Source organism: Janthinobacterium glycogeni (genome assembly GCF_051380725.1).
GTDB lineage: Bacteria > Pseudomonadota > Gammaproteobacteria > Burkholderiales > Burkholderiaceae_D > Janthinobacterium.
Genome location: NZ_JBNYXP010000015.1, coordinates 1 through 24,958, shown reverse-complemented (window position 1 = coordinate 24,958; position 24,958 = coordinate 1). Strand labels below are relative to the sequence as shown.

The following is a 24,958-nucleotide window of genomic DNA, read 5'->3' as shown; positions in this document are numbered from 1 at the left end:
GTCAAAAAAGAAATGCCATAAAGAAACTATTTATTAAAGAAAAAATAATTGAATAAGTTACTTTATGATATCATTCTGCCTGGCTGTATTTAATCCAATTCCTGTGGGCAACTATTGTCTGCAATTACGTTTGCTGGAGTCGCATGAAGAACAATACCTGCTCGATCCTGGTCGCCTTGGCATGTGCCGGCGCGGCACTGTTTTCCCCGGCCGCTGCGGCTGCCGTGCATGACATCAGCTCCGTGCCCACGGCTATTACCCTGGCACAGGGCGGATCGCTGACTTTCGGCGATAAGTTTAAAGCCGGTAACAAGGACAATGTCTTTGTCGATCACTTCACCTTCAATGTGGCGCAACTGAGCGACTTGAGCCTGGTGCTGACGTCGACCAGCACCAGCGCTGCGAACGGCCTGAACCTGACAGGTTTCGGTTTGTACAATAGCGCCAACAGCAGCCTGTTACAGGGAACGCAAGTGTTGACGGGCAAGGACGACAAGTGGACCTTGTCCTTTGCGAACCTGTCCGCCGGTTCCTACTACGTCAAGGTCAGCGGCAATCTCGCGTCGGGTGCGGGCGCCACGTTCAGCGGCAATGGCAGCCTGATTTCCGCAGTGCCGGAACCGGCAACGTACGGCATGTTGCTGGGCGGCCTGGGTTTGCTGGGCTTCCTCGCGCGTCGCCGTCAAAAGCCGCTCTGATCGCATTGCAATCGATTCTTCCCGCATTTTATCCCGCGGCCAGCCTGCGCCGGCCGCTGTCTTTTTTTGGTGAAAAGTATGAACAACATTCTGAAATCCCTGTTCCTGGCGATCATGCTGGCCGGCAGCAGCCTGGCCGCCCAGGCCTCGCCCGTCGATATCAGCCATGCGCCAGTCGACCTGAGCCAGGATTTGCTCGATTACTCGGGCAGTAACCTGTTTGGCTCCTTCAGCCTGGCTCCAGGCCAGCTGGCAGGTGCGGAGCACAATTTTTTCAGCGACAAGTTTTTGTTCACCTTGACTGGTAGCAATGATTTCAGCGGCCTGGCCACTTCGCTGAAGCCCAGCCTGAACTCGGGTCTGACCTTGACCGGCTTTAATCTGAAAAATGCCGGTGGCATCGTATTGCAAGGTACGCTGGACCTGGTTAACTTCAGCGCCGCGGACCAGGCATGGACCCTGTCGTCTAACCTGGCCCCCTTGGCGGCCGGTAACTACTTCCTGGAGGTCAGCGGTTACGTTGCCTCGGCAACGGGGGGCAGCTACAGTGGCAATGTGTCCGTCAATCCAGTGCCGGAACCGGAAACCTATGCCATGCTGCTGGCAGGCCTGGGTCTCGTTGGTTTCATGGCGCGTCGGCGCAAGTTGCAAGCCTGAAGTCAATTCGGCTGAGTAAAAGATGGGGGCTGCAGCCTCCATTTTTTTTGCCTGCAGATTTTCAAGGCTATAATCGATCCTACGGTGGACGATCGGAATGCGATTGTCCTGATTCTCCCGCCTGTCCTTTTACGGTAAACCCTTGCGTATCTCCTACTGTCTTTCGCTGCTGCTGGCAGCTGGCGCGGTCCATGGCGCCGACCTCGCCATCGCCCGTGGCCTGCAGCCTGCGCAGCTGGCCGTCGTCGTCAATGATGCCGAGCCGAACAGCGTCGAAGTGGGCGAATATTATCGCCAGGCGCATGCCATCCCCGTAGCCAATATCGTGCACGTGAATATTCCGAATCGTCCGCGCAAACTCAGTGCCAGTCAGTTCGCGCAACTGAAGGAGCACATCGATGCTCAGTTGACGCCGGGTATCCAGGCCGTGCTGATGGTGTGGAGCGCTCCCTATGCGGTGGAATGCAATGCCATCACGTCTGCCTACACGCTGGGCTACGACGCGGCACAATGCGCAAAGACCTGTGGCGCCGGCAAGGCCAGCACCTATTTCAACAGTGATGCGAGCCAGCCATTTACGCAACTGGGCATGCGCCTGTCGATGCTGCTCCCCATTGATTTTGTGGAAGAGGCCAAGGCGGTGGTGGACCGTGGCACGGCCAGCGGTTTTTCCGTTCCTTCGGCCACGGCCTACTATCTCAATACCAGCGACGGCGCGCGCAATAGCCGCGCGGCGTTTTTCCCGCCGGCGGGCGTGGTACGCCAGCGCAAGCTGACCATCAAGAACCTGAAGGCGAATGTACTCGAAGGCGCGCAGGACATCATGGTGTACCAGACGGGCATGGCGAAGGTGGACAAGCTGGAAACCTTGCGCTTCCTGCCTGGCGCCCTGGCGGACCATCTGACATCGTTTGGCGGCGACTTGCAAGGTACGGCGCAGATGAGCAGCCAGCGCTGGCTGGAGGCGGGCGCCACCGCCAGTTACGGCACCGTCAGCGAACCGTGTAATTATTGGCAGAAGTTTCCCAACTCTACGGTACTATTGCGCCGCTACCTGTCCGGCATGACGGCGCTGGAGGCATACTGGGGCAGTGTTTCCTGGCCAGCCCAAGGCTTGTTTATCGGCGATCCCCTGGCCGCCCCCTACGCCACTTTCCGTCGCTGACGACCTGCTGGCAGGCGAAAAAAATGGCTCGTATGAGCCATTTTTTTTATGCCTTGCCGTTGCGGCGGCGGCCGATCCAGCTTAGCAGTCCCAAGCCCGCCAGCAGCATTGCATAAGTTTCCGGTTCCGGCACGGGAGGAATCGGCGGTATCACGATGCCATTGCCGCCCGTGTTGATGCCGCCGCCACTGCGGTCGAAGCCGCCGCCAGCGCCGCCACCACCGACACCGCCACCGGCCGGTGGCGCGATGCCGCCGCCCGACGAGGTAATCAGCGGCTCATACACGTCGCCCGCGCGCAAGGCACGGCCAGCTTGATAGCCGCGGCCCTCGATGGCCGGTTCTTCCTGCGCATACACGAAGTCGCGGCTGCCGAAATGGTGCTCACCGGTGCTGGCCAGCAGGCTGGCATTGGCGCCGTAGCCGGCATCCGCAGCCTGGCCCAGGGAGTTGGCCAAGCGGTGATTGTTGCCGGAAAAGGCAGGCGTGCGTAAGACCTGGTCGGACTCGCCGGTGCCGAACTCGGGTGGCGAACCGACGCCGTCATTGGTGCGTGAACCAAAGTTGACGAAACCGTTTGCCAGGCTGCAGGCGCTGCTTGAGCTGTCGGGGTTGAAGTCGCCCGCCTTGCCGCTGCCATCTGCATTGGCCGCTTCACAGCGCTTGCTGTCCGCACTAGCCTGTGGCGCCGTACTTTGTGCCTGTGCCATCCCCGCTGTCATGAACAGGGCTGCCGTCATGGCGGTGCAGAAAATCGTGTATTGCTTGCGTGGTTTGAACATGGTCTATCTCTTCAGAATGCCCCCGAGCGGCGCGCTGCTGCGCGGTTCGTTCGGGATGCGATTAACGTTGCTACCGGTAATGCGACCTTTGCGTGCATGGCCGGATGTGCATTCCAAGAGGCAAGCGAGGCTGGGGCCTGCTCTCATTAGCGCGGTATTGTTGTTGCGAAGCCGGGTGTTGTTAGGAACCAAACTTATTTGCCTTAAATATATCACATTTTTCCTGTCGGCGTCTTTTTGACTTGCTACACGGTGTTGTATGTTGTTCAAAAGATACGTTCCATTGGGCATCAAAAGAGGCTGAGAGGCAAGGTTTTTACTCCGTTCGGCTTAATCAAATGTCATCAAGTCGTCATCCCCGGCCTTTAATATGCAAATAACAAGTCTGAAATACTTTTGTTAATTGTGGCGCGCCGGCCCATCATGCGGGACCGGCGTCATCCATTTACCGACCGGGATCCTCATGCACACCTCGTTTTCCCCCTTGCGCGCGCCCCTGCGCCTGACCGTCATGGCCAGCTTGCTGGCCAGTCTGACCGTGCCGGCCCTGGCGGCTTCCGATATCGTCATCAGCCAGGTATATGGCGGCGGCGGCAATAATGGCGCGCTGTATCGCAACGATTTCATTGAAATCTTCAACCGCGGCGGCAGCCCCGTGAACCTGAGCAACTGGAGCGTGCAGTATGGCGCGGCCGGCAATACCAGCTGGGCCGTGACGGCCTTGCCCGCTATCGATTTGCAACCTGGCCAGTATTTGCTGGTGCAGGAAGCCAAGGGCGCGGGCGGCACGCTCGACTTGCCAGCGCCGGACGCCACGGGCGGCCTGACCATGTCGGGCACGACGGGCAAGGTGTTGTTGAGCAATAGCAGGACGGCACAGGTGGGGGCCGCGCCGACAGGCGCCGCCGTGATCGACCTGGTTGGCTTTGGCACGGCCAACGGCTTTGAAGGCAGCGTGGCGCCCGCGCCGTCGAATACCCTGTCCATCCTGCGCGCGCATGGCGGCTGCAGCGATACGGACGACAATGGCGCCGATTTTGCCGCCGGCAGCGTGACGCCGCGCAACACGGCTTCCGAGCGCCACGTCTGCGGCGGCCCTGTCGTGCATCAGATTATGACCAGCTGCCCCGCCAGCCTGGCCTTGGCCGCGGGCAATGGCGGCAGCGCCGCGATGCGCGCGTCCGATGTCGATGGCGTGGTGAATGCCGCTGCCTTGATCTCGCCGGCCGTGGCCGGCATCAGCCTGGCCAATTTCAGCGCGGCCGGCGTGGCCGGCGAGAGCGCCAGCGTGAGCCTGCTGGTGGCCGCTGGCGTGCCGGTGGGAAATTACCCTGTCATCGTGAATTTCAGCAACGACCAGCAGCAGACGGCATCGTGCAAGGTCGATGTCGCCGTGCAAGGCCTGGCCGCCATCAGCCACACGATCCCGCAAATCCAGGGCAGCGGCGCGGCCAGCCCGTACGCCAATTCCGTGCAGACGACCGAAGGCGTGGTGACCTTGAAAGTGGGCACCGGCTTCTTCATCCAGGATGCGGCCGGCGATGGGGATCCGTCGACGTCGGACGGCATCTTCGTCTACACGGGCGCGACGGCCACGACCGTGCAGCCGGGCGAACTGGTGCGGGTAACGGGCACGGTGGTCGAATACACGCCGACGGGCGCGAAAAATTCCTACACGGAATTCAAGGACGTGACGGCCATCCTCACGCAAAGCGCGGGCCACAGCATCGTGCCGGCGAACGTGACCTTGCCGAATGACAACCTGGCCGCCGTGGAAGGCATGCTGGTGCGCTTCACGCAGCCCCTGACCGTGTCGCAGAACGCCTACCTGGGCGCGCGCGGCGAGCTGACCCTGTCGGCGGGGCGGCGCGAGGTGCCGACCAACCGCCATCCGGCCGGCTCCGCCGAGGCGCAAGCCTTGATCGCGGCCAATGCGAACAACCTGATCGTGCTCGATGATGGCATATTCGTGGCGCCGCCGACGATACCGTACATTGGCCAGGACAACACCGTGCGCAGCGGCGACACGGTGGCCGACCTGACGGGCGTGGTGGATTTCGGCGCCATCGGCGGTGGCGGCGCCGCCTACAAATTGCAGCCGACGCAGACGCCGCAGTTTTCGCGCGACAACCCGCGCACGGGCAGCCCGGAACTGCGGTCTGGTAACGTCAAGGTGGCCAGCGCCAACGTGCTCAATTTCTTCACGACCTTTACGAATGGCAGTAACGTCTTTGGCCAGACGGGGCAGGGCTGCACCGTGGGTGCGTCGACCACCAAGTCGAACTGCCGCGGCGCCGACAATCTGGCCGAGTTCGTGCGCCAGCGCGACAAGATCGTGGCAGAACTCAAGGCCATCGACGCGGACGTGGTGGGCCTGATGGAAATCCAGAACAATGGCGAAACGGCCGTCACTTACCTGGTCGAGCAGCTCAACGCCGCCATCGGCGGCGTCACCTACGCCGTGGTGCCGAAACCGGCCGCCACGGGCACGGACGCCATCCGCGTGGCCATGATCTACAAGCCGGCACGGCTGGGCCTGGTGGGCGGCGCCTTGTCGGACGCCAACGCAATCAACAACCGTCCGCCGATGGCGCAAACGTTCAAGACCGCCAACGGCGAGAAATTCTCGCTCGTCGTCAACCACCTGAAATCGAAGGGCAGCTGCCCGTCGAGCGGGCTCGATGCGGACCAGAACGATAGCCAGAGCTGCTGGAACGCCACCCGCGTGCAGCAGGCCCAGCGCCTGGTGGGCAGCTTCGTGCCGCAGGTGGTGGCCGCCGCCGGCGACGCGGACGTGCTGGTCATCGGCGACTTGAATTCCTATGGCGCGGAAGATCCGATCCAGGTCATCACGGGCGCCGGCTTCGTCAATGAACTCGAGCGTTTCGTGCGGCCGTCCGGCATGCCGTATTCGTATGTGTTCGGCGGCCAGAGCGGCTACCTCGACCATGCCCTGGCCAGCGCTTCGCTGAGCCCGCAAGTGGCCGGCGTGGCCGAATGGCATGTGAATGCGGACGAACCGGAAGTGATCGACTACAACATCGATGCGGCCAAGCCGCAAGACCTGTACAACGCCTTGCCTTACCGCGCCTCGGACCACGATCCCGTCGTCATCAGCCTGGACTTGCAGCCGGCCTACCGCGACATCACGGCCGGCGTGGCGCAGGCCAGCTCGGGCCTGACGTTCAACCGCGCGACGCAAAAGTACACGGGCACGTTCTCGTTCACCAACACGGGCACGGCGGCCATCAGCGGCCCGTTCCAGGTGGCGTTCGGCGGCTTGCCGTCCGGCGTGACCCTGGCCAATGCCACGGGCAGCCATGCGGGTGCGGCTTTTGTCACCGTCAACGCCGCCAGCCTGGCGCCAGGCGCGACGGCCTCGTTCGCCGTCAGTTTCACCAATCCGTCGAAAGTGACGATCACCTACTCGGCCAGCATTTTTGCCGGCAACTTCTAAGGAACATGACCATGTTTGCACCGACATTCAACCTCACCTTGCGCCGCGCCGTGCTGGCCGCCTTGCTCGCTGGCAGTTCCAGCCTGGCGCTGGCCGATCCGCTTGCTTACCGCGTGGAAATTGACACGAGCCAGTTCTCGGGCGCCGGTTTCCTCGATTTCGCCTTTATCGCCGGCAACAGCCCGGCGCCGGGCGCCAGCGCCGTGCTCAGCAATTTCTCGGGCGCGTTCGGCGCGCTGGCGTCGCAGGAAGGCAACGTCAGCGGCAGCGTGCCCGGCACCTTAACCTTCGGCAATGGCGGCGCCTACAACGACTGGTTTCACAACGTGACCCTGGGCGGCAAGTTCGGTTTCAACGTCGTCTTTGGCGGCGACTTCCTGAACACGGCCGGCAACGCGGGCACGACGTTTGGCGTCGGCTTGCTCGACTACACCGGCACGTCCTACCTGGGCAACGCGAATGGCAACCTGCTGCAATTCGAACTGACGCCGCTCAACGGTGGCTTGCCCGCCAGCATCGCCGGCAGCACGTATGCGAGCATCGCGTCGATCTCGGCCGTGCCGGAAGCGTCGGAATGGATGATGCTCACGGGCGGCCTGGCGCTGATCGGTTTTGCCCTGCGCCGCCGCCTGCCCGTCGCACGCGCCTAGTCTTTCCAGCCAAAACACAGCGCGCCTGCGGGCCGCTGTGTTGCGTCTATTTATTTGAAATAGCTATAAATCAGGAAACTAAATTGTATTGGTCACCGTTTTACGCTTGATGCATAGTAAAAAAACTTGTCGGGCAGTCTAGTATTTTCATGGGCGGCCGCCACTTTTTTGGAAGGATGCATCGATGCCTGGCCATATCCTGGTGCTGGACCCTGCGCCTGCCATGCAGGCGCTGCTGGCGCATAACCTGACGGGCGCCGGCTACCGGGTCAGCTGCGCCCCGGATGCGCGCGGCGCGCTGGCGCTGCTGGCGGCCGATCCGCCCGACGTGCTGCTGCTGGAATGGGAATTGCCGGACGCGTCCGGCATCGCGCTGCTGCGCCAGGTGCGCCAGGATGGCGCGCTGTGCGACTTGCCCATCATCATGCTCAGCGCGCGCGACAGCGAACAGGACAAGGTGCTGGCGCTGGAAAGCGGCGCCGACGACTATCTGTGCAAGCCTGTCGGTCCCCGTGAAATGCTGGCCCGCGTGCACGCGCTGCTGCGCCGGCGCACGCCATCGGCATGGCGCGCAGGCGCAAGCACGGCCGGCGCCACCGTCCTGCGCGTCGACCCGCATACCCTGCGCGTGACGGCCGGCAGCGTACCCGTCAGCCTGGGCCGCGTGGAATTCAAACTGCTGCATTTTCTCATGGACCATCCGGGCCGGGTGCATAGCCGCGCGCAGCTGCTGGACCAGGTGTGGGGCCACGCCGCCTATCTCGACGAACGCACGGTCGACGCCCACGTGGGGCGCCTGCGGCAGGCTTTGCAGCCGGGCGGCTGCGGCCACCGCATCGAAACCGTGCGCGGCAGCGGCTACCGCTATCTGGCGTTTGATGCCGCCGCGTGCACATGATGCTGCTGACGGGGCGGGAACAGGAATATCTGCTGCACGCCATCCTCGGCGCGCATGGCATTGCCGTGCCCGGCGATTTCTTTCTGTGGAGCCAGGGGCCGCTGCAAACGCTGTTGCCGCACGACTTATTAATGTGCGCGCAGCTGGGAGCCGACGGGGCCGTGCTGCGCAGCGAAGCCTGGCACACCATCGCGCCCGATCACGCGCAGCTGCGCGAGCGCCAGGGCAAGCTGGCGCACCTGGCGCTGGCCTGGCGCGCGGGCGGCCAGAGGGCGGGCGTCATCGATGGCGTGCTGGTGCATGGCAGCGTGGGCGAGGGGGGCAGCTTTTTTGCCCTGTTCGCCACGGGAACCGTGGACGCGGCGCGCCAGGCCTACGCGCTGGAATTGTTGCTGCCGTATTTGCACGTGCATTGGCTGGCGTTGCCAGTCGGCCGGCCGGCGCGCGTGCCAGGCCCCCCTGCCACGCGCGCGGCCAGTGCGCGCGAGCTCGAAGTGCTGCATTGGGTGCGCGAGGGGAAGAGCAATGACGAGGTGGGGCAAATTCTCGGCATCAGCGGCGCCACCGTGAAAAGCCATTTGCAGCGCATCTATAAATTACTGGGAGTGAGCAACCGCACGCAAGCCGTCTCGCGCGGCATCGCGCTGCGCCTGCTCAGCCATTAGCGCTGGTCCTGTATTTTATGATTGCCATTGCCGCCGCCATCCTGCATGTGTTCGATGGTGCCGGGCGACAACCGCGCCACGTCCGGACTCGCCTGCAGGCGCGCCACTTCGTCCGCCGTCAGCATGGCGGCGAAGCCGTTGAAGGCCACGGTGTAGCGGTATTGCACCGGGGCGTCCGGCACCAGCGCCAGCACGGCGCGCTGCTGCGCTTCCAGCCGGGCCGTGTAGCGCCGCGCGGCGTCGCTGTTCGTATCGAGCCCATGCACGCCATCCGCCTGCGAGGCCAGCGGCGGGGCGCGCAATTGCACCAGATACGATACGCGCGCCGCAGCGGCCTGCGCCGCGACAGGCAGGGCATGGATGCCGGTGATGCCGGCCAGGATGGCAATACTGAGGCGAAATGCGGACATGCTAGCTCCTTTGGCGCATGGCGCCCATGCGCCGATTGTACGCGCGTCGCGCATAAAAAACGCGCCCCGCAGGGCGCGCCGTGTGACTGCCTGGAGCGAGACCGTTACAGCTTGGCATCCACTCTCACGTTGCGCTGGCTGGGGACGGCCAGCGGCAAGGGGGTGTTGGTCTCCACCGACAGCACGGTGGTGGACGCGGCCGCGTTGTTGCCATCAAGGAAGACTACGCCGCCCAGGTAGCGTTTGCCCGTTTCCAGCCCCGACCAGCTGACGCCGGCCGTGGCGCTGCCGCCCACGTACACCTTGCTGGGCACGGTGGCTTTCAGGTTGCCGCCCTTGTCGGCTGTCGTGACGACGGCCGTCGACAGGCCGAAGCCGGTCGACACGCCATTTGCCACTTCGTAGCCGATCACGCATACCTTGTAGCTGCCTGCCGGCGGGGTGGTCACGGTGATGGCCTCGTTCGAGCCGGCCGTGGCCGAGGTGGCGACGGTCGTGCCGGCGCCGTTGAGCAGCAGCAGGTCGAGGTCATTGCCCGCGCCTTCCGTGGTGTCGCGGTCGAAGATTTCGAAGCGCGCCACGACGGTGCTGGCGGGAATGCTGACATTGACCACGCGCACGCCGCTGCCGCCCGCCTTGCACGCGTCGGCCATCTGCGCCAGCGTGTCGACGCTGCCCGGCGCGGCCTGGCTGATGGTTTGCTCGCTGCGCGCCACTTCCTTCAGGCCGCCCGTCGCCGCGCCCACCTTGCCGGCAAAACCGGTGGACAGGGTCAGCGAACGCAGGCCGCTGACCTTGTCGGCCTGCAGCAATGCCGGCGACTGCACCGCGCGGCCCGAGCGGGCGGTGACGGGGCTGCGCACCGTGTGCACGCCGTCGCTCCACACGAGGGCGCCGTACTGCCAGGCATTGTCCGGCGCCGTGGTGCGCGTCAGGGTCACGGTGAAGGACTTGGTTTCGCCAGGCGCGAGCGCCAGGGTGGCAGGCGAAACCGCCACGCTGTAGCCGCTGACCGAGGCGCTGGCCGTATAGGTGGCGCTGCCGCTGCCCACGTTGGTGACGCGGCGCGTCACCGTTTGCGTGCCCAGCACGTTGCCGATGGTGATGGACGGCATGTTCAGGTTGTAGCCGGCCAGGGTGCCGCCAGCGCATTCGGCCGTCATGCCGACGCCGCACATGTATTTCTTGTAGTCGGCCAGGCTGGCGTCATACACGAGGCCGGGATCGGTCGCCTTGTTCGGCGTTACGTGGCCGGCGCCCTGGCCCCATGGCAGGATGCCGCGCGCGTCGCCGGCCTGGATGTCGGGCAGGGTGGTGCTGCCGGTCGTCATCAGGGCCGACTTGATGGCGGCCGGGCTCCAGTCCGGATGCTGCTGGCGCAGCAGGGCGGCCAGACCGGCCACGTGCGGGCTGGCCATCGAGGTGCCTTGCAGGAAGATGTAGGCTTGCGGCGGCACCAGGTTGCCATCCTGCACGGCGTCGCGCTGGGCGCGCGACAGGGCAGGCGTGCCGCCGGCCAGGATGTCCACGCCAGGGGCCGTGACGTCCGGCTTGAGCAGGTTGGCGTCGTACAGGTTCGGGCCGCGCGACGAGAAGTCGGCCACCACGGGCGCGGCGGGGCCGTTGCCGTTGGTGACGAAGCGCGAGATGGCGGCCGTGGCCGCGCCCGTTTGCGCCTGGGCATTGATCAGCGCGCCATCGGCGGCGCTCACGTGCACGGCCGGCAGCACGTGCGGATCGGACACCAGGCCGATGCCCGTGTCGACCAGCACCATGCCGGCGCCGCCGGCTTCGAGCACGGCGACGCCCTTGTCGGTACGCGCCGTCGTGCCGCGCAGGCAGCTGACGACCTTGCCGGCCACCTTGGCCGGGTCCAGCAGGGCCACGCCGCCGTTGTCGCCGGCGCGGTAGCACAGGGCCAGTTTTTGCGCATCGGCGCCGGGCAAGCCCGCATCCTGGGCGCGGATCAAGGTGGTGGCGGGCAGCGGGTTGTAGTTGAGCGAGGCGCCCGTGTACTTGGCGCCATTGCCCAAGGTCACGGTGGCCTGGTTGGCGCGGTTATGCGTCGAGGCGGCCACCGTCGTGATCCATGGGCTGACGTGGGCCACGGTATTGGCCGGTCCCGCATTGCCGGCGGAGGCGGCAACAAAGACGCCCGCGTTCGACGCGTGCAGGAAGGCTTGCTCGACCGGGTCGTTGACGGTGCCGCCGCCGCTGATCGAGTAATTGATGACGTGCACGCCGTCCTGCACGGCTTTTTCGATCGCCGCCACGCTGTCGCCGCCGTAGCAGCCGTTCTTCGCACCGGTCGGCTGGGTGGCGAGGTTGTAGGACCAGCACACCTTGTAGACGGACAGGCGGGCGCGCGGCGCCACGCCGGATATGGCGCCCAGCGGTGTGCCGCTCACGGTGACGGGCACGCCCGCATTGCCGCCCGCGGTGGACGAGGTGTGCGTGCCGTGGCCGCCTTCGCCATTCGGGTCGCCGATGGAATCGCGCGGCGAGGTGAATTCGCTCCAGTGCTGGATCTTGTCCGTCTCGGTCAGGCGCACGGCGTTGAAGTATTGCGCGCCGAGCAGCTTGTTGTTGCAATGGTCTTGCGTAAAGCCTTCGCCCGCCTGGCAGCTGCCTTTCCAGGCGGCCGGCGGGGCGCCGTAGGCCAGGGTGGCGTTCGGATCGAAGGTCGGGGCGCCGTTGGCGTCGACCTTGTCCGCATACGACAGGTTTTCCGGCCACACGCCGCCATCGACGATGCCGATGATGATGTCTTCGCCCGCATGCTGCTTGCCGCCCAGCTGGCTCCACAGGCCGCCCGGCTGGTCCAGGCCCAGGAAGGTGGGCGTGTAGTTCGTCTGCAGGGCGCGCGGCTCGTCAGGGGCGATGCTGGCCACTTCGCCGCTCGCTTGCAGCTGGCGCACTTCGGCGTCCGTCAGCAGGGCGGAGAAACCGTTGAGAACGATCTTGTACTGGTATTGCACGGGCGCGGCGGCGACGAGCGCCTGCACGCGGGCCTGTTTCTGTTCCAGGTAGTCGCCGTACAGCTGCACTTGCGCGCTGGCCAGGTCGAGGCGGCCGCCGGCGGCAGGCTGGGTGGCGCCCAGTCCTTCCACCGAGCCGGTGTAGGAGGCGATCGGTTTGTCGGTCAGTTGCACGATGTAGGGGCGGCGCAGGTCGTCGGCGTGGGCCTGGAAGCTGAGGCTGGCAAACAGGCTCAGCACGGCGAGCGAAATGGGACGCAAGGCGGGACGGAATGTCATGTCGGGTTTCCTGGTGACGGTAGCGGGAATCGAAAAGGGGAGATCAGGCTTGCTGGCGGCGGCGCGCCGCGAAACCGATGCCTGCCAGGCCCAGCAGCAGCATCGCGTAGGTCGATGGCTCCGGTACCGAGGCGACGATATTGTCGAGCGCAAACTGGCCCTTGTTCGTGCTGAAGGCGCTGCAACTGCCAGCCGTGTTGCACGTGAAGCCGAAGAAGGCCAGCGAGGCGAATTGCTGGCTGCCGAAATTGGCGCTGGTGTTGTAGCGTTGGAACTGGAAGTTGCCGCCGACGGGGCCGCCCAGCTGGTAGGTTTCATACAGGGACGAGCCGTCGGCATAGAAGCCTTGCACGCGCAGCAGGCCCGCCACCGCCGGATAGGTGACGCCCTGGGCGTAGCCGATGAAGCTGGCGTCGAAGCCCTGCAGGCTGACGCTGCCGCCCGGGTTCAGCGGATCGAGGTAGACGATGCCGTCGTTGAGCGATGCATAGTAATTGCTCTTATTGTTGGTCGGGCACGCCATGCCGCAGGCGGCCGGGTCCGTGCCGTCGAACACGGCGCCGACCAGGTCGCCATAACTGGCGCCGTTGGCATTCGATGCACCCGTCAGCAGGAATTTGCCGAGTTCCAGGGAGTCGCCGTGGCCGACGAACTGGCTGTCGAGGTTATCAAAGTTGATCACGTCCGCGATGGCGGCGGGAGCCCAGGCGGCGGACAGGGCCAGGATGGCGGCGCCGGTCCACTGCTTGGCCGAGAAAGGACTTGCTGCGGCAGTTGCCTGCGAATGCACAATACGAGTCATGAATTTTCCCTTGGTGATTATGTCGGATGCAATATGTTTTGCGTCTTGGAGCCTCTTTCCCGCGCGGTCGGATAAGACCAATGCGCAGAAAATTGATTTTTACTATAGCAAAATAGGCAATTCCATTGTTTGATATTCTTTCAAATTTAATTTGAAAGTTACAAATAATGAATGAATAAAATTCACGAAATACTATGATTTGCATACTGATAGTTACAAGTTTCCTACGCGAAAATAGTTGGTTCCTGACACGTGCGCGTAGAGTGCAAGTGCCTGTCGTCCCTTTATTGCGCCAGATCGTTTCCTCGGCGATTTGTTGTTCGCCGTACAAAGAAAAGATTGTATTAACCATAACCGGCATGGTAGGCTGGTAAGCATCAGGCAAGCGCGTGTCGCCCGTGCGTGGCCATCCGTTGCGCGCGGCGACGCAATGTATTGAAGGTAGGCAATAAGGAGTTACCGGATGCATGCAGCACACAGGCAGAACCTTGCGGCCGCGCGCCATGCGCGCGGCTTTACCTTGCTCGAACTGCTGGTGGTCATCGTGATCATCGGCTTGCTGGCCGCGTATGTCGGCCCCAAGTATTTCGCCCAGTTGGGCAAATCCGAAGTGACGGTGGCCAAGGCGCAGATCGAGGCGTTTGAAAAATCGCTCGATACCTATCGCCTCGACGTGGGCCGCTATCCGACCACGGAAGAAGGCCTGGCCGCGCTGCTGGCCGCGCCGCCCGCCGCCGGCACGCGCTGGAACGGCCCCTACCTGAAAAAAGCCGTGCCGCTCGACCCGTGGGGCCATGCGTATCAATACCGCGCGCCCGGCAGCAAGGGCGAATATGACATCGTTTCAATGGGCAAGGATGGCCAGCCGGGCGGCAGCGGCGAGAACGCCGACATCAGCTCGCAATAGCGCCAGCGCCAACCTTTTTCCTACGGACAAGCCATCATGCAGTTCGAAGTACGCGCGCTTTCCACGGACCAGGCCGTAGCTACCTTGCAGACGTGCGTGATCGACGGCCGCGACGAAGCCGACGCGCGCCGCCAGGCCGAGGCGCGCGGCCTGTTCGTCAGCGCCATCCGCCCCGTGCGCGCCACGCCGTTTAGCGCGGCAGGGCGCCAGCGCGCGCGGGCCTTGCCCCTGCTGCTGTTCAGCCAGGAATTGCTGGCGCTGCTGCAGGCGGGCCTGGGCATCGTCGAAGCGCTGGAAGCCTTGCTGGAAAAGGAAGCGTCGCCGGCCACGCGCAGCGTGCTCACGCGCCTGCTGGAAGGCTTGCGCGAAGGCAAGCGCTTTTCCGCCGCCCTGGCGGAGCAGGCGGAGCTGTTTCCCCCCTTGTATATCGGCATCGTCAAGGCGGCCGAGGGCACGAGCGACTTGCCGCGAGCGCTGTCGCGCTACATCGACTACCAGCAGCGCATCGATACGGTGCGCGGCAAGATCGTCAGCGCGGCCATCTATCCCACTATTTTGCTGGCGGTGGGCGGCGGCGTCAGCGCCTTCCTGATCAGCTATGTGGTGCCCCGTTTTGCCGAGGTCTACCAGGGTGCCGGACGCAATCTGCCGTGGATGTCGCAAGTGATGCTCAGCTGGGGCCAGTTCGTCACGCAGCATGGCGTGCTGCTGTTGCTCGGACTGCTGATCACCGGCAGCGGCGTGTTCACGGCCGTGCGGCGCGTGCTGCGCAACGGCGGCGTGGCGCGACTGCTGGCGAAGTTGCCGGGCATCGGCGAGCGCGTGCGCATCTATGAACTGTCGCGCCTTTACCTGACCTTGGGCATGCTGGCCGAGGGCGGCATCACGATCGTGCAGGCGATTGCCACCGTGCAGGCGATGGTCTCGCCGGGCATGCAGGCATCCTTGCAAGGCGCGCGCGGCGCCGTCGAGGCGGGCCAGCCGCTGTCGTCGGCCTTCGAGCAGCATCAATTGACGACGCCGATTTCCCTGCGCATGCTGCGCGTGGGCGAGCGCACGGGCGACATGGGCCCCATGCTGACGCAGTCGGCCGCCTTTTACGACGGCGAAATCAGCCGCTGGATCGACCGGTTTACGCGCACCTTCGAACCCTTGTTGATGGCCGCCATCGGCCTGGTCGTGGGCGCCATCGTGATCCTGCTGTACATGCCCATCTTTGACCTTGCCGGCGATATCTCATGATGCCATCCGCAGCCGAATCCACCGCCGCCATCGCGGCCATCGACCCTGCGCTGCTGCAGCATGCGCGCATCCTGAGCCGGCAATCGAAGCGCAGCCTGGTCGAGGAATTGCAGGAACTGAGCGGCATCGAGGCGCGCGCCGTGGTGCGCGCACTGGCGCGCCCGTTCGGCCTGGACGTGCTGGAAACGGCCGACATGCTGGCCTTGTCTCCTGCCTTCGACGTGCTGCCCCTGTCGCAGGCGCTGGCGCGCCACAGCGTGCTGCTGCGCGCGGCCGACGGCCAGCTGCTGGGCGTGATCGCCGATCCCTTTGACCTCGACCTGCAAACCTGGCTCGGCGCGCGCGCGGGGCAGGGCGTTTTGAACGTGCGCCTGGCGCTGCAGGCCGACATTGGCGCCTACCTGTCGAAGCAGGAAGAGTCGGCGCGCGCCGTCGACAGCCTGCTGCCCGGCGCCGCCACCGACGCGCGACGCGATGGCAAGACGGCGGCCGTGCTGTCGTTTGCCAGCGTGTCGGAAGCGGCCAGCCCCGCCGTCAAGCTGGTCAACTCGACCCTGTACGACGCGCTGAAGGCGGGCGCCTCGGACATTCACCTGGAAAGCACGGCCGGCGGCCTGGCCGTCAAGTACCGCGTCGACGGCGTGCTCGATCACGCCACGGCCGTCAATGGCATCGAGGTGGCCGAGCACATCATCTCGCGCCTGAAAGTGCTGGCCGAACTCGATATCGCCGAGCGCCGCGTGCCGCAGGACGGCAGCTTCCGCGTCGAATCGGGCGGGCGCGAAATCGATTTGCGCGTCTCCATCATGCCCAGCATCCATGGCGAGGACGCCGTCATCCGCATTCTCGACAAGCGCGCCATGATCGAGGCGTACGGCGCCCTGACCCTCGAAGCGCTGGGCTTTGACGCGCCCTCGCTCGAAGCCCTGCGCGCGCTGGCGCAGGAAGCCTACGGCATGCTGCTCGTCACGGGCCCCACGGGCTCGGGCAAGACGACGACCCTGTACGCGGCGCTGACGGAAATCCACAACGGGCGCGAAAAGATCATCACCATCGAAGACCCCGTCGAATACCAGCTGCCTGGCATTCTGCAAATCCCCGTGAATGAAAAGAAGGGGCTGACCTTTGCCAAGGGCTTGCGCTCGATCCTGCGCCACGATCCCGACAAGATCATGGTGGGCGAGATCCGCGACCGCGAGACGGCGGAAATCGCCGTGCAGTCGGCACTCACGGGCCATTTGGTGCTCACCACCGTGCATGCGAATAATGTGTTCGACGTGTTTGGCCGCTTTACGCACATGGGCATCGATCCGTATGCCTTCGTCTCGGCCCTGAACGGCATCTGGGCGCAGCGCCTGATCCGCACCAACTGTCCCCATTGCGCCGCCGACTACACGCCCGACGATGCTGAACTGGCCAGCGTGGGCCTGGCGCGCGCCGACGTCGATGCATATCAATTCAAGCAGGGCAAAGGCTGCGGCGACTGCCGCGGCACGGGCTACAAGGGGCGCCGCTCGATCGCCGAGATTCTCGTGCTGACCGATGAAATCCGCGAACTGATCGTCGATAAGAAGCCGATCCGCCAGATCAAGGCGGCCGCGTATGCGAACGGCACGCGCAGCCTGCGCCTGGCGGCGCTGGAACTGGTCAAACGGGGCGCCACCACCATCACGGAAATCAAGAGGGTCACCCTGCATGCGTAGAGCTTACGGACTAGGACTGCGCCTGGGCGTGGCGGCGGGCAAGGTGAGCCTGTGGCGCAGCAGCCGCTGGCGCGCGCCCGCCTGGACGCCGCTGGGCGAAGCGGCGTATGTGCCGGATGACTCCTTGCACGGCGATTTTGCCGCGCTGGGCCAGGCGCTGGCGCAGTTGCTGCCAGAGGGCCAATACGCGGGCTGGCCCCTGTCCGTGGTGCTCGACGATGGCTTGGCGCGCCTGTGGCAGGTGGATCTGCCGCAAGGCGCCGCGCGCCTGGCCGATATCGAGGCCGCCGCCGCGCTGCGTTTCCAGTCGCTGTATGGCGATGCGCCCGGCCTGTGGCACAGCAGCAGCGCCTGGGATGCGCGCGCGCCGTTTTTCTGCGCCGTGCCCCGTGCGCTGCTGGCGCAGCTGACGCGCGTGGCGGCCGCGCGCAAGCTGGCCCTGATCTTCATTACGCCGCAATTCGCGCGCCACTGGAACCGCTGGCATGGGGCGCTGAAACCGGGCGCCTGGTTTGGCCAGCTGCAGGAGAACACCTTGACCCTGGGCGTGCGGCACGATGGACGCCTGCGCGCCGTGCGCGCGCTGCCCGTCCCCGCGGATGCCGGCCATGGCTGGCTGGAACAGACGCTGATGCGCGAAGCGCTGCTGCAAGGACTGCCCGCACCGGCGCTGCTGCAGCTGTGCGGTACGCCGCCGCCAGCATGGCTGGCGCCGGCGCAAGCGTTCCGCTGCCAGCTCTTTGCCACGCCGGACGGGGAAGGCGCCCTGTCGCCGGCCGGCCGGCTGGCCCGCAGCGGAGGCGTGGCATGACGCGTCTCGATATCGATTTCGCTCCGCCAAACTGGCGCCGCAGCCTGCACCGCGTGCCCGTGTGGGCGTGGAGCACGGGCGCGCTGGGCGTGGTGCTGGTCGTCACGGCGGCGTACAGCGGCAGCGCCGCGCTGCAGCGCCGGCAGGCAAGCGAGGCACGCTGGCATCTGGCGCAGCAACGCGTGCTGGCCGCCACGCGAGGCCCGGCGCCTGCGCCGCAAATGATCATCGTACCGGCGCAGGCGGCGGCCGTGAATGCGGCCATCCTGCAATTGAACCTGCCGTGGCGCGACCTGCAGGATGCGCTGGCCAGCGCCACGCCGCCCGCCATCGCGCTGCTGGCGCTGGAGCCGGACGCGCGCAAGCGCGTGCTGAAGATCACGGCCGAAACGACCGGCAGCGACGCCATGGTCGCCTACATCGCGCAACTGAAGCAGCAGGAGCTCTTCGGCGCCAGGGTGCAGCTGCTGCGCCATGAAATCAATGCGCTCGATCCGAACAAACCCTTGCGCTTCCAGCTTGAAGCGCGCTGGGGCACGCCATGATGTCCATCGATTTCAATATCTTGCGCCTGCGCGCGCAACTGCTGCTGCGCCGCCTGGGCGTGCCTGCCTGCCTGGCCGTGGCCCTGCTGGCGCTGGGAATCGCCGCCTGGACGTGGGCCTGGCAGCAGCGCGCCGTGGCGGCGCAGCTGGAAGCGCGGCCCTTGCCGCAGCCAGCGCTGGCCGTGGCTGCCTTGGCGCCGCAGGCGACGGCCAGCGAGAACCTGGCGCGCTTTTATGCCGCCCTGGGGCAGCAGCGCCACGCGGAGCAGCAGGTCAAGCAGCTGTTCGATCTGGCCGCGAAAAACGGCTTGCTGCTGGCGCAGGGCGAATACAAGAGCGGTTACGACAAGGCCAGCAGGGTCGCCACGTACCAGGTGACTTTGCCGCTGAAGGGCAGTTATGCGGCCGTGTGGCAGTTCGCGCTGCAAGCGCTGCGCGCCGTCCCCTTTGCCTCGCTCGATGAATTGAGTTTCCGCCGCGAGCAGATCGCCGACACGCAACTCGAAGCGCGCTTGCGCCTGACCTTTTATCTGACCGATACGCCTGGCGATGCGGGAGCGGCGCCATGACGCCGCGTCACTATCTGCTGCTTGCCGGCGTGCTGGGCGCGGGCGCCTTGCTGTTGTTCGGCGAGCGCCAGCCCGTGGCCGACGTGGCCGAGGCGGTGGAGCGGGCCGTCGCGCCCGCGCGTAAGCCGAGCGGCAAAGCGGAGGCAGCGCAGCCGGCCATCCTGGCGCTGCTGCCGCGCAGCGAGGTGGCGGGCGAGGAGGGCGAGACCTTTGGCGGCGCCGGCGCTGTCTTCCAGAGCCAGAACTGGAATCCGCCGCCGCCGAAAACGGCGGTGACGGCCGCCCCGCCGCCACCGCCGCCGATGGCGCCGCCGCTGCCCTTCGTCTACCTGGGCAAGGCGGCCGCCGACGGCGCCTGGGAAGTGTTTTTGTCGCGCGCCGACAAGACGTATATCGTGCGCGCCAATACCGTCATCGATGGCGCCTACAAGGTCGTGACGATCGCGCCGCCCGTCATGACGCTCACCTATCTGCCGTTGAACCAGGTTCAGCAGCTCAACATTGGAGTACTCGACTGATGTCTCGTTCCTTTTCACCGGCGCCGTTGCTGGCGTTGCTGGTGCTGCTGTCCGGCTGCGCGGGGCAGCAAGCTTACCGCGACGGGCGCGAGCTGATTGCGCAAGATCAGATCCCGGCGGGCCTGCAAAAACTGCAGGAGGCGCTGCAGCAGGACCCCGGCAACGCGCAATACCGCAGCGCGTATCTGCAGGCGCGCGAACGGGCCACCGGCAGCCGCTTGCAGCAGGCCGAGCGCCAGGCGCAGGCGGGACAGGGCGACCAGGCGCGCACCTCCTTCATGAGCGTGCTGGAAATCGATGCGCAGAACGAGCGGGCCAACAGCGGCTTGCGCGCGCTCGAACGCGAGCAGCGCCAGGGCAAGCTGCTGGCCGAAGCGCAGAAGGATCTCGACGCCAAGCGCTACGACCCCGCGCGCCAGCGCCTGAACGCCATCCTCACGGAGCAGCCGAACCACGCCGGCGCGCGCGCGCTGCTGCGCGAGGTCGATGAAAAGACGGCGCCGCCCATCGTCGAATCGGGCCTGGCCAAATCGTACAAGCAGCCGATCACGATCGAATTTCGCGACGCGCCGTTAAAACAGGTGTTCGAGCTGATCGCGCGTCGCTCGGGCCTCAATTTCGTCTTCGACAAGGACGTCAAGGCGGACGCGAAAACCTCGATCTTCCTGAAGAACAGCACGGTGGAATCGGCCGTCTACTTCCTGCTGGTGACGAACCAGCTGGAGCAGCAGGTGATGGATGCGAACACGATCCTGATTTACCCGAACGTGGCGGCAAAGTTGAAGGAGTATCAGGAGGTGCTGGTAAAGACCTTCTTCCTGGCGAACGCGGACGCCAAGCAGGTGGCCAACACGCTCAAGACCATCCTGAAGACGCGCGACGTGGTGGCCGATGAAAAGCTCAACCTCGTCATCGTGCGTGACACGCCCGAGGCGATCCGCCTGGCCGAGCGCCTGATCGCGCTGCAGGACGTGCCCGAGGCGGAAGTGGTGCTGGAGCTGGAAATCCTCGAAGTCAAGCGCAGCCGGCTGATGGAACTGGGCGTGGCCTGGCCATCGAGCCTGACCCTGACGCCGCTTTCCACCTCGGGCGGGATCGGACTGACCGTCAACGACCTGAATAATCTGAACCAGCGCACCATCGGCGTGAGCAACCTGGCCGTGACGGCGAACGCCAACAAGACGGACGGCGACGCGAATATCCTCGCCAACCCGCGCATCCGCGTGCGCAACCGGGAAAAGGCGAAATTCGTCATCGGCGACAGGGTGCCCGTGGTGACCACCACCATTTCGCCGGGCACGGGCGGCTTCGCTTCCGAGTCGATCAGCTACTTGGACGTGGGCCTGACGGTGAACGCCGAGCCGACCATCTATTTGAACAATGAGGTGGGTATCCGCATCTCGCTCGAAGTAAGCAACCTGGGGGCGGCCACCACCACCCGGAGCGGCTCGACCCTGTACCAGATCGGCACGCGCCAGGCCTCGACCATGCTGCAACTGAAGGATGGCGAAAACCAGGTGCTGGCGGGCCTGATCAACAATGAAGAGCGCAGCTCGGGCAACAAGGTGCCGGGCCTGGGCGACATCCCCGTGCTGGGACGCCTGTTCGGCAGCAGCAAGGACGATAGCCAGAAGACGGAAATCGTGCTGTCGATTACGCCGCACCTGGTGCGCACTGTGCAGCGTCCGGAAGCGAAGGAATCGGAATTCTCGGCCGGCACGGAAGGCAGCTTCCGCCGCCGTCCCGACATGGCAGCCAAGGCGCCCACGCAGATGCCGGGCACGGTGATCGTGCGTTCCGGCCCGTCGGCCGTCGGCATGCAGCCGGCGCCGGCGCAGCCGCTGATGACGCATGGCCAGGTACCGGCGGCCTTGCCGCAGAGCGTGCCCGCGCCGGACGTGGCGCCGTCGCCGGAGCCGGCCGCGTCGCCTTTGCCGATATCGGCTGGCCAGCCCGTACCGCTGCAGGCGGCGCCCTTGCCGCTGTCGTCGAGCCAGCCGGTGCCGGTGCCGCCGCCCCCTGCCAAATGAGACTGGCGCATCATGCGCAGGGGGAGCAGGGCGGCTTTACCCTGATCGAGCTGCTGGTGACCCTGGCCATCCTGGGCGTGCTGGCCACCCTAGTGATCCCCGTCACGCAGGTGACGGTGCAGCGGCGCCAGGAGCAGGAATTGCGGCGCGCGCTGCGCGAGATCCGCCAGGGGCTCGATGCCTATAAACGGGCCGGTGACGAGGGCCGGATTGTGCGCGCGCCCGACGCCAGCGGTTATCCGAAAAGCCTGGAACTGCTGGTCGAAGGCGTCCCGGACCAGCGCAATCCGAAGCGCAGCAAGCTGTTTTTTCTGCGCCGCGTGCCGCGCGACCCGTTCAATGCGGACGCGGGATTGAGCGATGCGCAAACGTGGGGCAAGCGCAGCTATGCCAGCGAAGCGACCGAGCCGCGCGAAGGCGACGACGTGTACGACGTGTACTCGACTTCCAGCAAGACCGGCTTGAACAACGTGCCTTACCGTCTATGGTGAACCATGGCTGCTGACATCCTTCCCGCCCGCAGGCGCGGCTTCACCCTGATCGAATTGCTGGTGGTGCTCGGCATCGTGGCGCTGCTGCTGACCCTGGCCGTGCCGCGCTACTTTCCCAGCCTCGACAAGGCGAAGGAAACCGTGCTGGCGGATAACTTGCGCAATCTGCGCACGACCATCGACCAGTTCCACGGCGATACGGGACGCTATCCCGACTCTCTGGAACAACTGGTGGAAAAGAAATACCTGCGCGCCATGCCCATCGATCCCATCACGGAGAGCGACAGCAGCTGGCTTATCGTGCCGCCACCGGACGAGACGCCGGGCCAGGTATATGACGTGAAAAGCGGCGCGCCCGGCAAGGACCGCAGCGGCACGCCGTTCGCCGACTGGTAGCGGCCATGCACCGTCCTGCGCGCCGCCAGCGCGGTTTTACTTACCTGGGCCTGATCATTCTGGTGGCCATTCTGGGCCTGATAGGGGCAGCCGGGCTGAAGATGGGCTCCTTGCTGCAGCGCCAGGCGGCCGAGCAGGAATTGCTCGACATCGGCGCGCAGTTTTCAGACGCCCTGTACAGCTATGCGGCCGCCACGCCGCCCGGCCAGCCGCAACAGCCGCCCACCCTGGCCGCCTTGCTGCGCGATCCCCGCTTTCCGCAAGTGCGCCGCCATTTGCGCAAGCTGTTTGTCGACCCCGTCACGGGCCGCGCCGAGTGGGGCTTGCTGTATCAGCCGGGCAGCAACGGCATCATCGGCGTGTACAGCCTGTCGCAGGCGGCGCCATTAAAAGTTGGCAACTTCGAGGCCCGGTTTGCCGGCTTCGAAGGCAAGGCGCATTTCTCGGAATGGCGCTTCATGGTCGATGCCCGGGTGTCATCCGTGCCGTCTGCGGGACCGGCAGCGGTGCCAGCGAGTGATGAGGCCGGCATCGCGCCCGCCTTGCCCGCGCCACCGTTGTTTTTTCGCCCTGTTACCCCACCGCAAGAACAAACGCCGCCAGAGCCAAATGAACAGCCTGAACCGCAAAATCCCCCTGAAAACATTGCCGAATAGATGTTTTCACCTTAAAACATGGAGAAAGTAAATGTATTCGTCGGCAACTATTTTTTCATGGAAATTCATAGATGCCGGCAAATAGTTCATTTTGAAAATAGTTATCACTGGTGAAACTTAGATAAAAAATTTATAAGTAATTCAATGCAATTATGTTACCATTCCATTCAGTACTTCCGGTACTAATAAACTATTGGTGGCCTGCACATTGCAGCCATAAATTACTTTTTAAGGGATAAGCTATGAAATTGAAATTTATCGCTGCAGGCATCATGGCAGCAGCATCGTTCAACGCGTCGGCAGCAATCTACGACCTGGGCATTCTGGATCCAACCGGTTCCGATACCCTGTCGGGTTTCACGACCAAGTTCGCGATCAATTCGCAGATCAATGATTCGTGGACCTTCCAGTTGCTGGCTCCATCGTCGACCTCGTTCGGTGCATTGCAAACGTTCTCCGTTGCTAACGGCGCGATCAAGGATTTCGCCGCTAACCTGGTCGGCTACGGCGACCTGACCAAGAGCACGTCTAACGGCATTCAGAATCTGAGCTGGGCAGGCCAATTGGCTGCAGGCACCTACACGGTGCAAGTCACGGGCCTGACGCTGGTGAAAAATATTCAGTACGTAGGCACGGTTTCGGCCCTGCCAGTACCAGAACCAGAAACCTATGGCATGCTGCTGGGCGGCCTGGCATTGGTTGGCGCCGTGGCACGCCGCCGCGCCAAGAAAGCTGCTTAAGCTTTCGCTGCAAGGAAAAAACCCGCTCCGGCGGGTTTTTTTTCGTCTGGATCATTTGCGCAAGGCAGTGTGCCGGCAACAACGTCCTGCGCCATCGGGACAAGCTGCGCAGGATCAGGCGCCAAGTCGGAGACAGCACGCGAGTACGTCGAGACATCGGCAACAACGTCCTGCGCCATCGGGACAAGCTGCGCAGGATCAGGCGCCAACTCGAAGACAGCACGCGAGTACGTCGAGACGCCGGCAACAACGTCCTGCGCCATCGGGACAAGCTGCGCAGGATCAGGCGCCAACTCGGAGACAGCACGCGAGTACGCGAGACAGCGGCAACAACGTCCTGCGCCATCGGGACAAGCTGCGCAGGATCAGGCGCCAAGTCGAAGACAGTACGCGAGTACGGCGAGACAGCGGCAACAACGTCCTGCGCAATCGGGACAAGCTGCGCAGGACCAGGCGCCAACTCGAAGACAGTACGCTAGTACGTCGAGACACCGGCAACAACGTCCTGCGCCATCGGGACAAGCTGCGCAGGACCAGGCGCCAACTCGGAGACAGCACGCGAGTACGTCGAGACACCGGCAACAACGTCCTGCGCCATCGGGACAAGCTGCGCAGGATCAGGCGCCAACTCGGAGACCGCACGCGAGTACGCGAGACACCGGCAACAACGTCCTGCGCCATCGGGACAAGCTGCGCAGGACTAGGGTCTCTCTGACTGAACTTAATTAAGGTTGGATGGTCATAGGGCGATGAGCCGAACTGACCTTACTGAAAAGCAGTGGCGCAAACTTGAGCCCCATCTGCCATCCAACCCCCATCACGGTCACGTGTATGTCGAGCATCGGCACGTGATCAATGGCATCCTATGGCGCTTGCGCACAGGCGCCCCTTGGCGCGACATTCCGCCACG

Annotated in this window: 24 protein-coding genes; 20 read left to right on the top strand and 4 right to left on the bottom strand. The window is 64.6% G+C overall.

Features of this window, described 5'->3' with window-relative positions:
- Positions 1-143 precede the first annotated feature (143 nt).
- The 3 genes from ACQ4W4_RS24740 to ACQ4W4_RS24730 all read left to right on the top strand — a co-directional run bounded on the left by ACQ4W4_RS24740 (position 144) and on the right by ACQ4W4_RS24730 (position 2,520).
- Positions 144-698, top strand: a complete 555-nt coding sequence (locus ACQ4W4_RS24740; protein WP_436544197.1) for an FxDxF family PEP-CTERM protein — start codon at positions 144-146, stop codon at positions 696-698.
- 78 nt (positions 699-776) lie between these two features.
- A complete protein-coding gene (locus ACQ4W4_RS24735; protein WP_436544196.1) occupies positions 777-1,355 on the top strand; it encodes an FxDxF family PEP-CTERM protein in 579 nt (192 codons plus the stop codon).
- A 142-nt stretch (positions 1,356-1,497) separates the two neighbouring features.
- The gene (locus ACQ4W4_RS24730) at positions 1,498-2,520 is read left to right on the top strand and encodes a TIGR03790 family protein (RefSeq protein WP_436544195.1); all 1,023 of its coding nucleotides are present in this window, start codon (positions 1,498-1,500) and stop codon (positions 2,518-2,520) included.
- A gap of 46 nt (positions 2,521-2,566) precedes the next feature.
- On the opposite strand, the gene ACQ4W4_RS24725 is transcribed toward ACQ4W4_RS24730, so the two are convergent.
- Positions 2,567-3,301: a PEP-CTERM sorting domain-containing protein gene (locus tag ACQ4W4_RS24725; protein ID WP_436544194.1), complete on the bottom strand. Its 735-nt coding sequence runs from the start codon at positions 3,299-3,301 to the stop codon at positions 2,567-2,569.
- A 463-nt stretch (positions 3,302-3,764) separates the two neighbouring features.
- On the opposite strand from ACQ4W4_RS24725, the gene ACQ4W4_RS24720 reads away from it, so the two are divergent.
- The 4 genes from ACQ4W4_RS24720 to ACQ4W4_RS24705 all read left to right on the top strand — a co-directional run bounded on the left by ACQ4W4_RS24720 (position 3,765) and on the right by ACQ4W4_RS24705 (position 8,971).
- The gene (locus ACQ4W4_RS24720; RefSeq protein ID WP_436544193.1) at positions 3,765-6,758 is read left to right on the top strand and encodes an ExeM/NucH family extracellular endonuclease; all 2,994 of its coding nucleotides are present in this window, start codon (positions 3,765-3,767) and stop codon (positions 6,756-6,758) included.
- Positions 6,759-6,769: 11 nt separating this feature from the next.
- Positions 6,770-7,408, top strand: coding sequence for an NF038129 family PEP-CTERM protein (locus ACQ4W4_RS24715; protein ID WP_436544192.1), 639 nt, complete (start codon positions 6,770-6,772; stop codon positions 7,406-7,408).
- 184 nt (positions 7,409-7,592) lie between these two features.
- Positions 7,593-8,306 (top strand): winged helix-turn-helix domain-containing protein, encoded by a 714-nt coding sequence (locus ACQ4W4_RS24710; RefSeq protein ID WP_436544191.1) that lies wholly within the window; start codon positions 7,593-7,595, stop codon positions 8,304-8,306.
- The gene (locus tag ACQ4W4_RS24705) at positions 8,303-8,971 is read left to right on the top strand and encodes a LuxR C-terminal-related transcriptional regulator (protein WP_436544190.1); all 669 of its coding nucleotides are present in this window, start codon (positions 8,303-8,305) and stop codon (positions 8,969-8,971) included. Before ACQ4W4_RS24710 ends, ACQ4W4_RS24705 begins: the two co-directional genes overlap by 4 nt.
- On the opposite strand, the gene ACQ4W4_RS24700 is transcribed toward ACQ4W4_RS24705, so the two are convergent.
- The 3 genes from ACQ4W4_RS24700 to ACQ4W4_RS24690 form a co-directional block, all read right to left on the bottom strand.
- The gene (locus tag ACQ4W4_RS24700; protein WP_436544189.1) at positions 8,968-9,381 is read right to left on the bottom strand and encodes a protease inhibitor I9 family protein; all 414 of its coding nucleotides are present in this window, start codon (positions 9,379-9,381) and stop codon (positions 8,968-8,970) included. The two genes, ACQ4W4_RS24705 and ACQ4W4_RS24700, sit on opposite strands and share 4 nt — an antisense overlap.
- 104 nt (positions 9,382-9,485) lie before the next feature.
- Positions 9,486-12,638, bottom strand: coding sequence for a S8 family peptidase (locus ACQ4W4_RS24695; protein WP_436544188.1), 3,153 nt, complete (start codon positions 12,636-12,638; stop codon positions 9,486-9,488).
- A gap of 43 nt (positions 12,639-12,681) precedes the next feature.
- The gene (locus ACQ4W4_RS24690) at positions 12,682-13,440 is read right to left on the bottom strand and encodes an NF038120 family PEP-CTERM protein (RefSeq protein WP_436544187.1); all 759 of its coding nucleotides are present in this window, start codon (positions 13,438-13,440) and stop codon (positions 12,682-12,684) included.
- Between the two features lie 463 nt (positions 13,441-13,903).
- On the opposite strand from ACQ4W4_RS24690, the gene gspG reads away from it, so the two are divergent.
- The 13 genes from gspG to ACQ4W4_RS24625 all read left to right on the top strand — a co-directional run.
- Positions 13,904-14,347, top strand: a complete 444-nt coding sequence (gene gspG / locus ACQ4W4_RS24685; RefSeq protein WP_436544186.1) for a type II secretion system major pseudopilin GspG — start codon at positions 13,904-13,906, stop codon at positions 14,345-14,347.
- Between the two features lie 36 nt (positions 14,348-14,383).
- Positions 14,384-15,589, top strand: a complete 1,206-nt coding sequence (locus tag ACQ4W4_RS24680) for a type II secretion system F family protein (protein ID WP_436544185.1) — start codon at positions 14,384-14,386, stop codon at positions 15,587-15,589.
- Entirely contained in the window at positions 15,586-17,292 is a 1,707-nt protein-coding gene (locus ACQ4W4_RS24675) for a GspE/PulE family protein (protein ID WP_436544184.1), read from the top strand. The genes ACQ4W4_RS24680 and ACQ4W4_RS24675 overlap by 4 nt, the downstream gene beginning before the upstream one ends.
- The gene (locus ACQ4W4_RS24670) at positions 17,285-18,103 is read left to right on the top strand and encodes a hypothetical protein (RefSeq protein WP_436544183.1); all 819 of its coding nucleotides are present in this window, start codon (positions 17,285-17,287) and stop codon (positions 18,101-18,103) included. The genes ACQ4W4_RS24675 and ACQ4W4_RS24670 overlap by 8 nt, the downstream gene beginning before the upstream one ends.
- A complete protein-coding gene (locus tag ACQ4W4_RS24665; protein WP_436544182.1) occupies positions 18,100-18,648 on the top strand; it encodes a ubiquitin family protein in 549 nt (182 codons plus the stop codon). The genes ACQ4W4_RS24670 and ACQ4W4_RS24665 overlap by 4 nt, the downstream gene beginning before the upstream one ends.
- Positions 18,645-19,217 carry a hypothetical protein gene (locus ACQ4W4_RS24660; protein WP_436544181.1) on the top strand — a complete coding sequence of 191 codons (573 nt, stop codon included), beginning with the start codon at positions 18,645-18,647 and terminating at the stop codon, positions 19,215-19,217. Before ACQ4W4_RS24665 ends, ACQ4W4_RS24660 begins: the two co-directional genes overlap by 4 nt.
- Complete coding sequence (locus ACQ4W4_RS24655) at positions 19,214-19,735, top strand: hypothetical protein (protein ID WP_436544180.1); 522 nt, start codon at positions 19,214-19,216, stop codon at positions 19,733-19,735. Before ACQ4W4_RS24660 ends, ACQ4W4_RS24655 begins: the two co-directional genes overlap by 4 nt.
- Positions 19,735-21,765 carry a secretin GspD/PilQ domain-containing protein gene (locus tag ACQ4W4_RS24650; RefSeq protein WP_436544179.1) on the top strand — a complete coding sequence of 677 codons (2,031 nt, stop codon included), beginning with the start codon at positions 19,735-19,737 and terminating at the stop codon, positions 21,763-21,765. Before ACQ4W4_RS24655 ends, ACQ4W4_RS24650 begins: the two co-directional genes overlap by 1 nt.
- The gene (locus tag ACQ4W4_RS24645) at positions 21,762-22,256 is read left to right on the top strand and encodes a type II secretion system protein (protein ID WP_436544178.1); all 495 of its coding nucleotides are present in this window, start codon (positions 21,762-21,764) and stop codon (positions 22,254-22,256) included. The genes ACQ4W4_RS24650 and ACQ4W4_RS24645 overlap by 4 nt, the downstream gene beginning before the upstream one ends.
- Positions 22,257-22,259: 3 nt before the next feature.
- Positions 22,260-22,652: a type II secretion system protein gene (locus tag ACQ4W4_RS24640; RefSeq protein ID WP_436544177.1), complete on the top strand. Its 393-nt coding sequence runs from the start codon at positions 22,260-22,262 to the stop codon at positions 22,650-22,652.
- A 5-nt stretch (positions 22,653-22,657) separates the two neighbouring features.
- Positions 22,658-23,308: a type II secretion system protein gene (locus ACQ4W4_RS24635; RefSeq protein ID WP_436544176.1), complete on the top strand. Its 651-nt coding sequence runs from the start codon at positions 22,658-22,660 to the stop codon at positions 23,306-23,308.
- Positions 23,309-23,550: 242 nt separating this feature from the next.
- The gene (locus ACQ4W4_RS24630; protein WP_436544175.1) at positions 23,551-24,048 is read left to right on the top strand and encodes an FxDxF family PEP-CTERM protein; all 498 of its coding nucleotides are present in this window, start codon (positions 23,551-23,553) and stop codon (positions 24,046-24,048) included.
- A gap of 749 nt (positions 24,049-24,797) precedes the next feature.
- Positions 24,798-24,958 (top strand): transposase (locus ACQ4W4_RS24625; protein WP_436544255.1); only part of this gene is annotated, 161 nt, incomplete at its 3' end.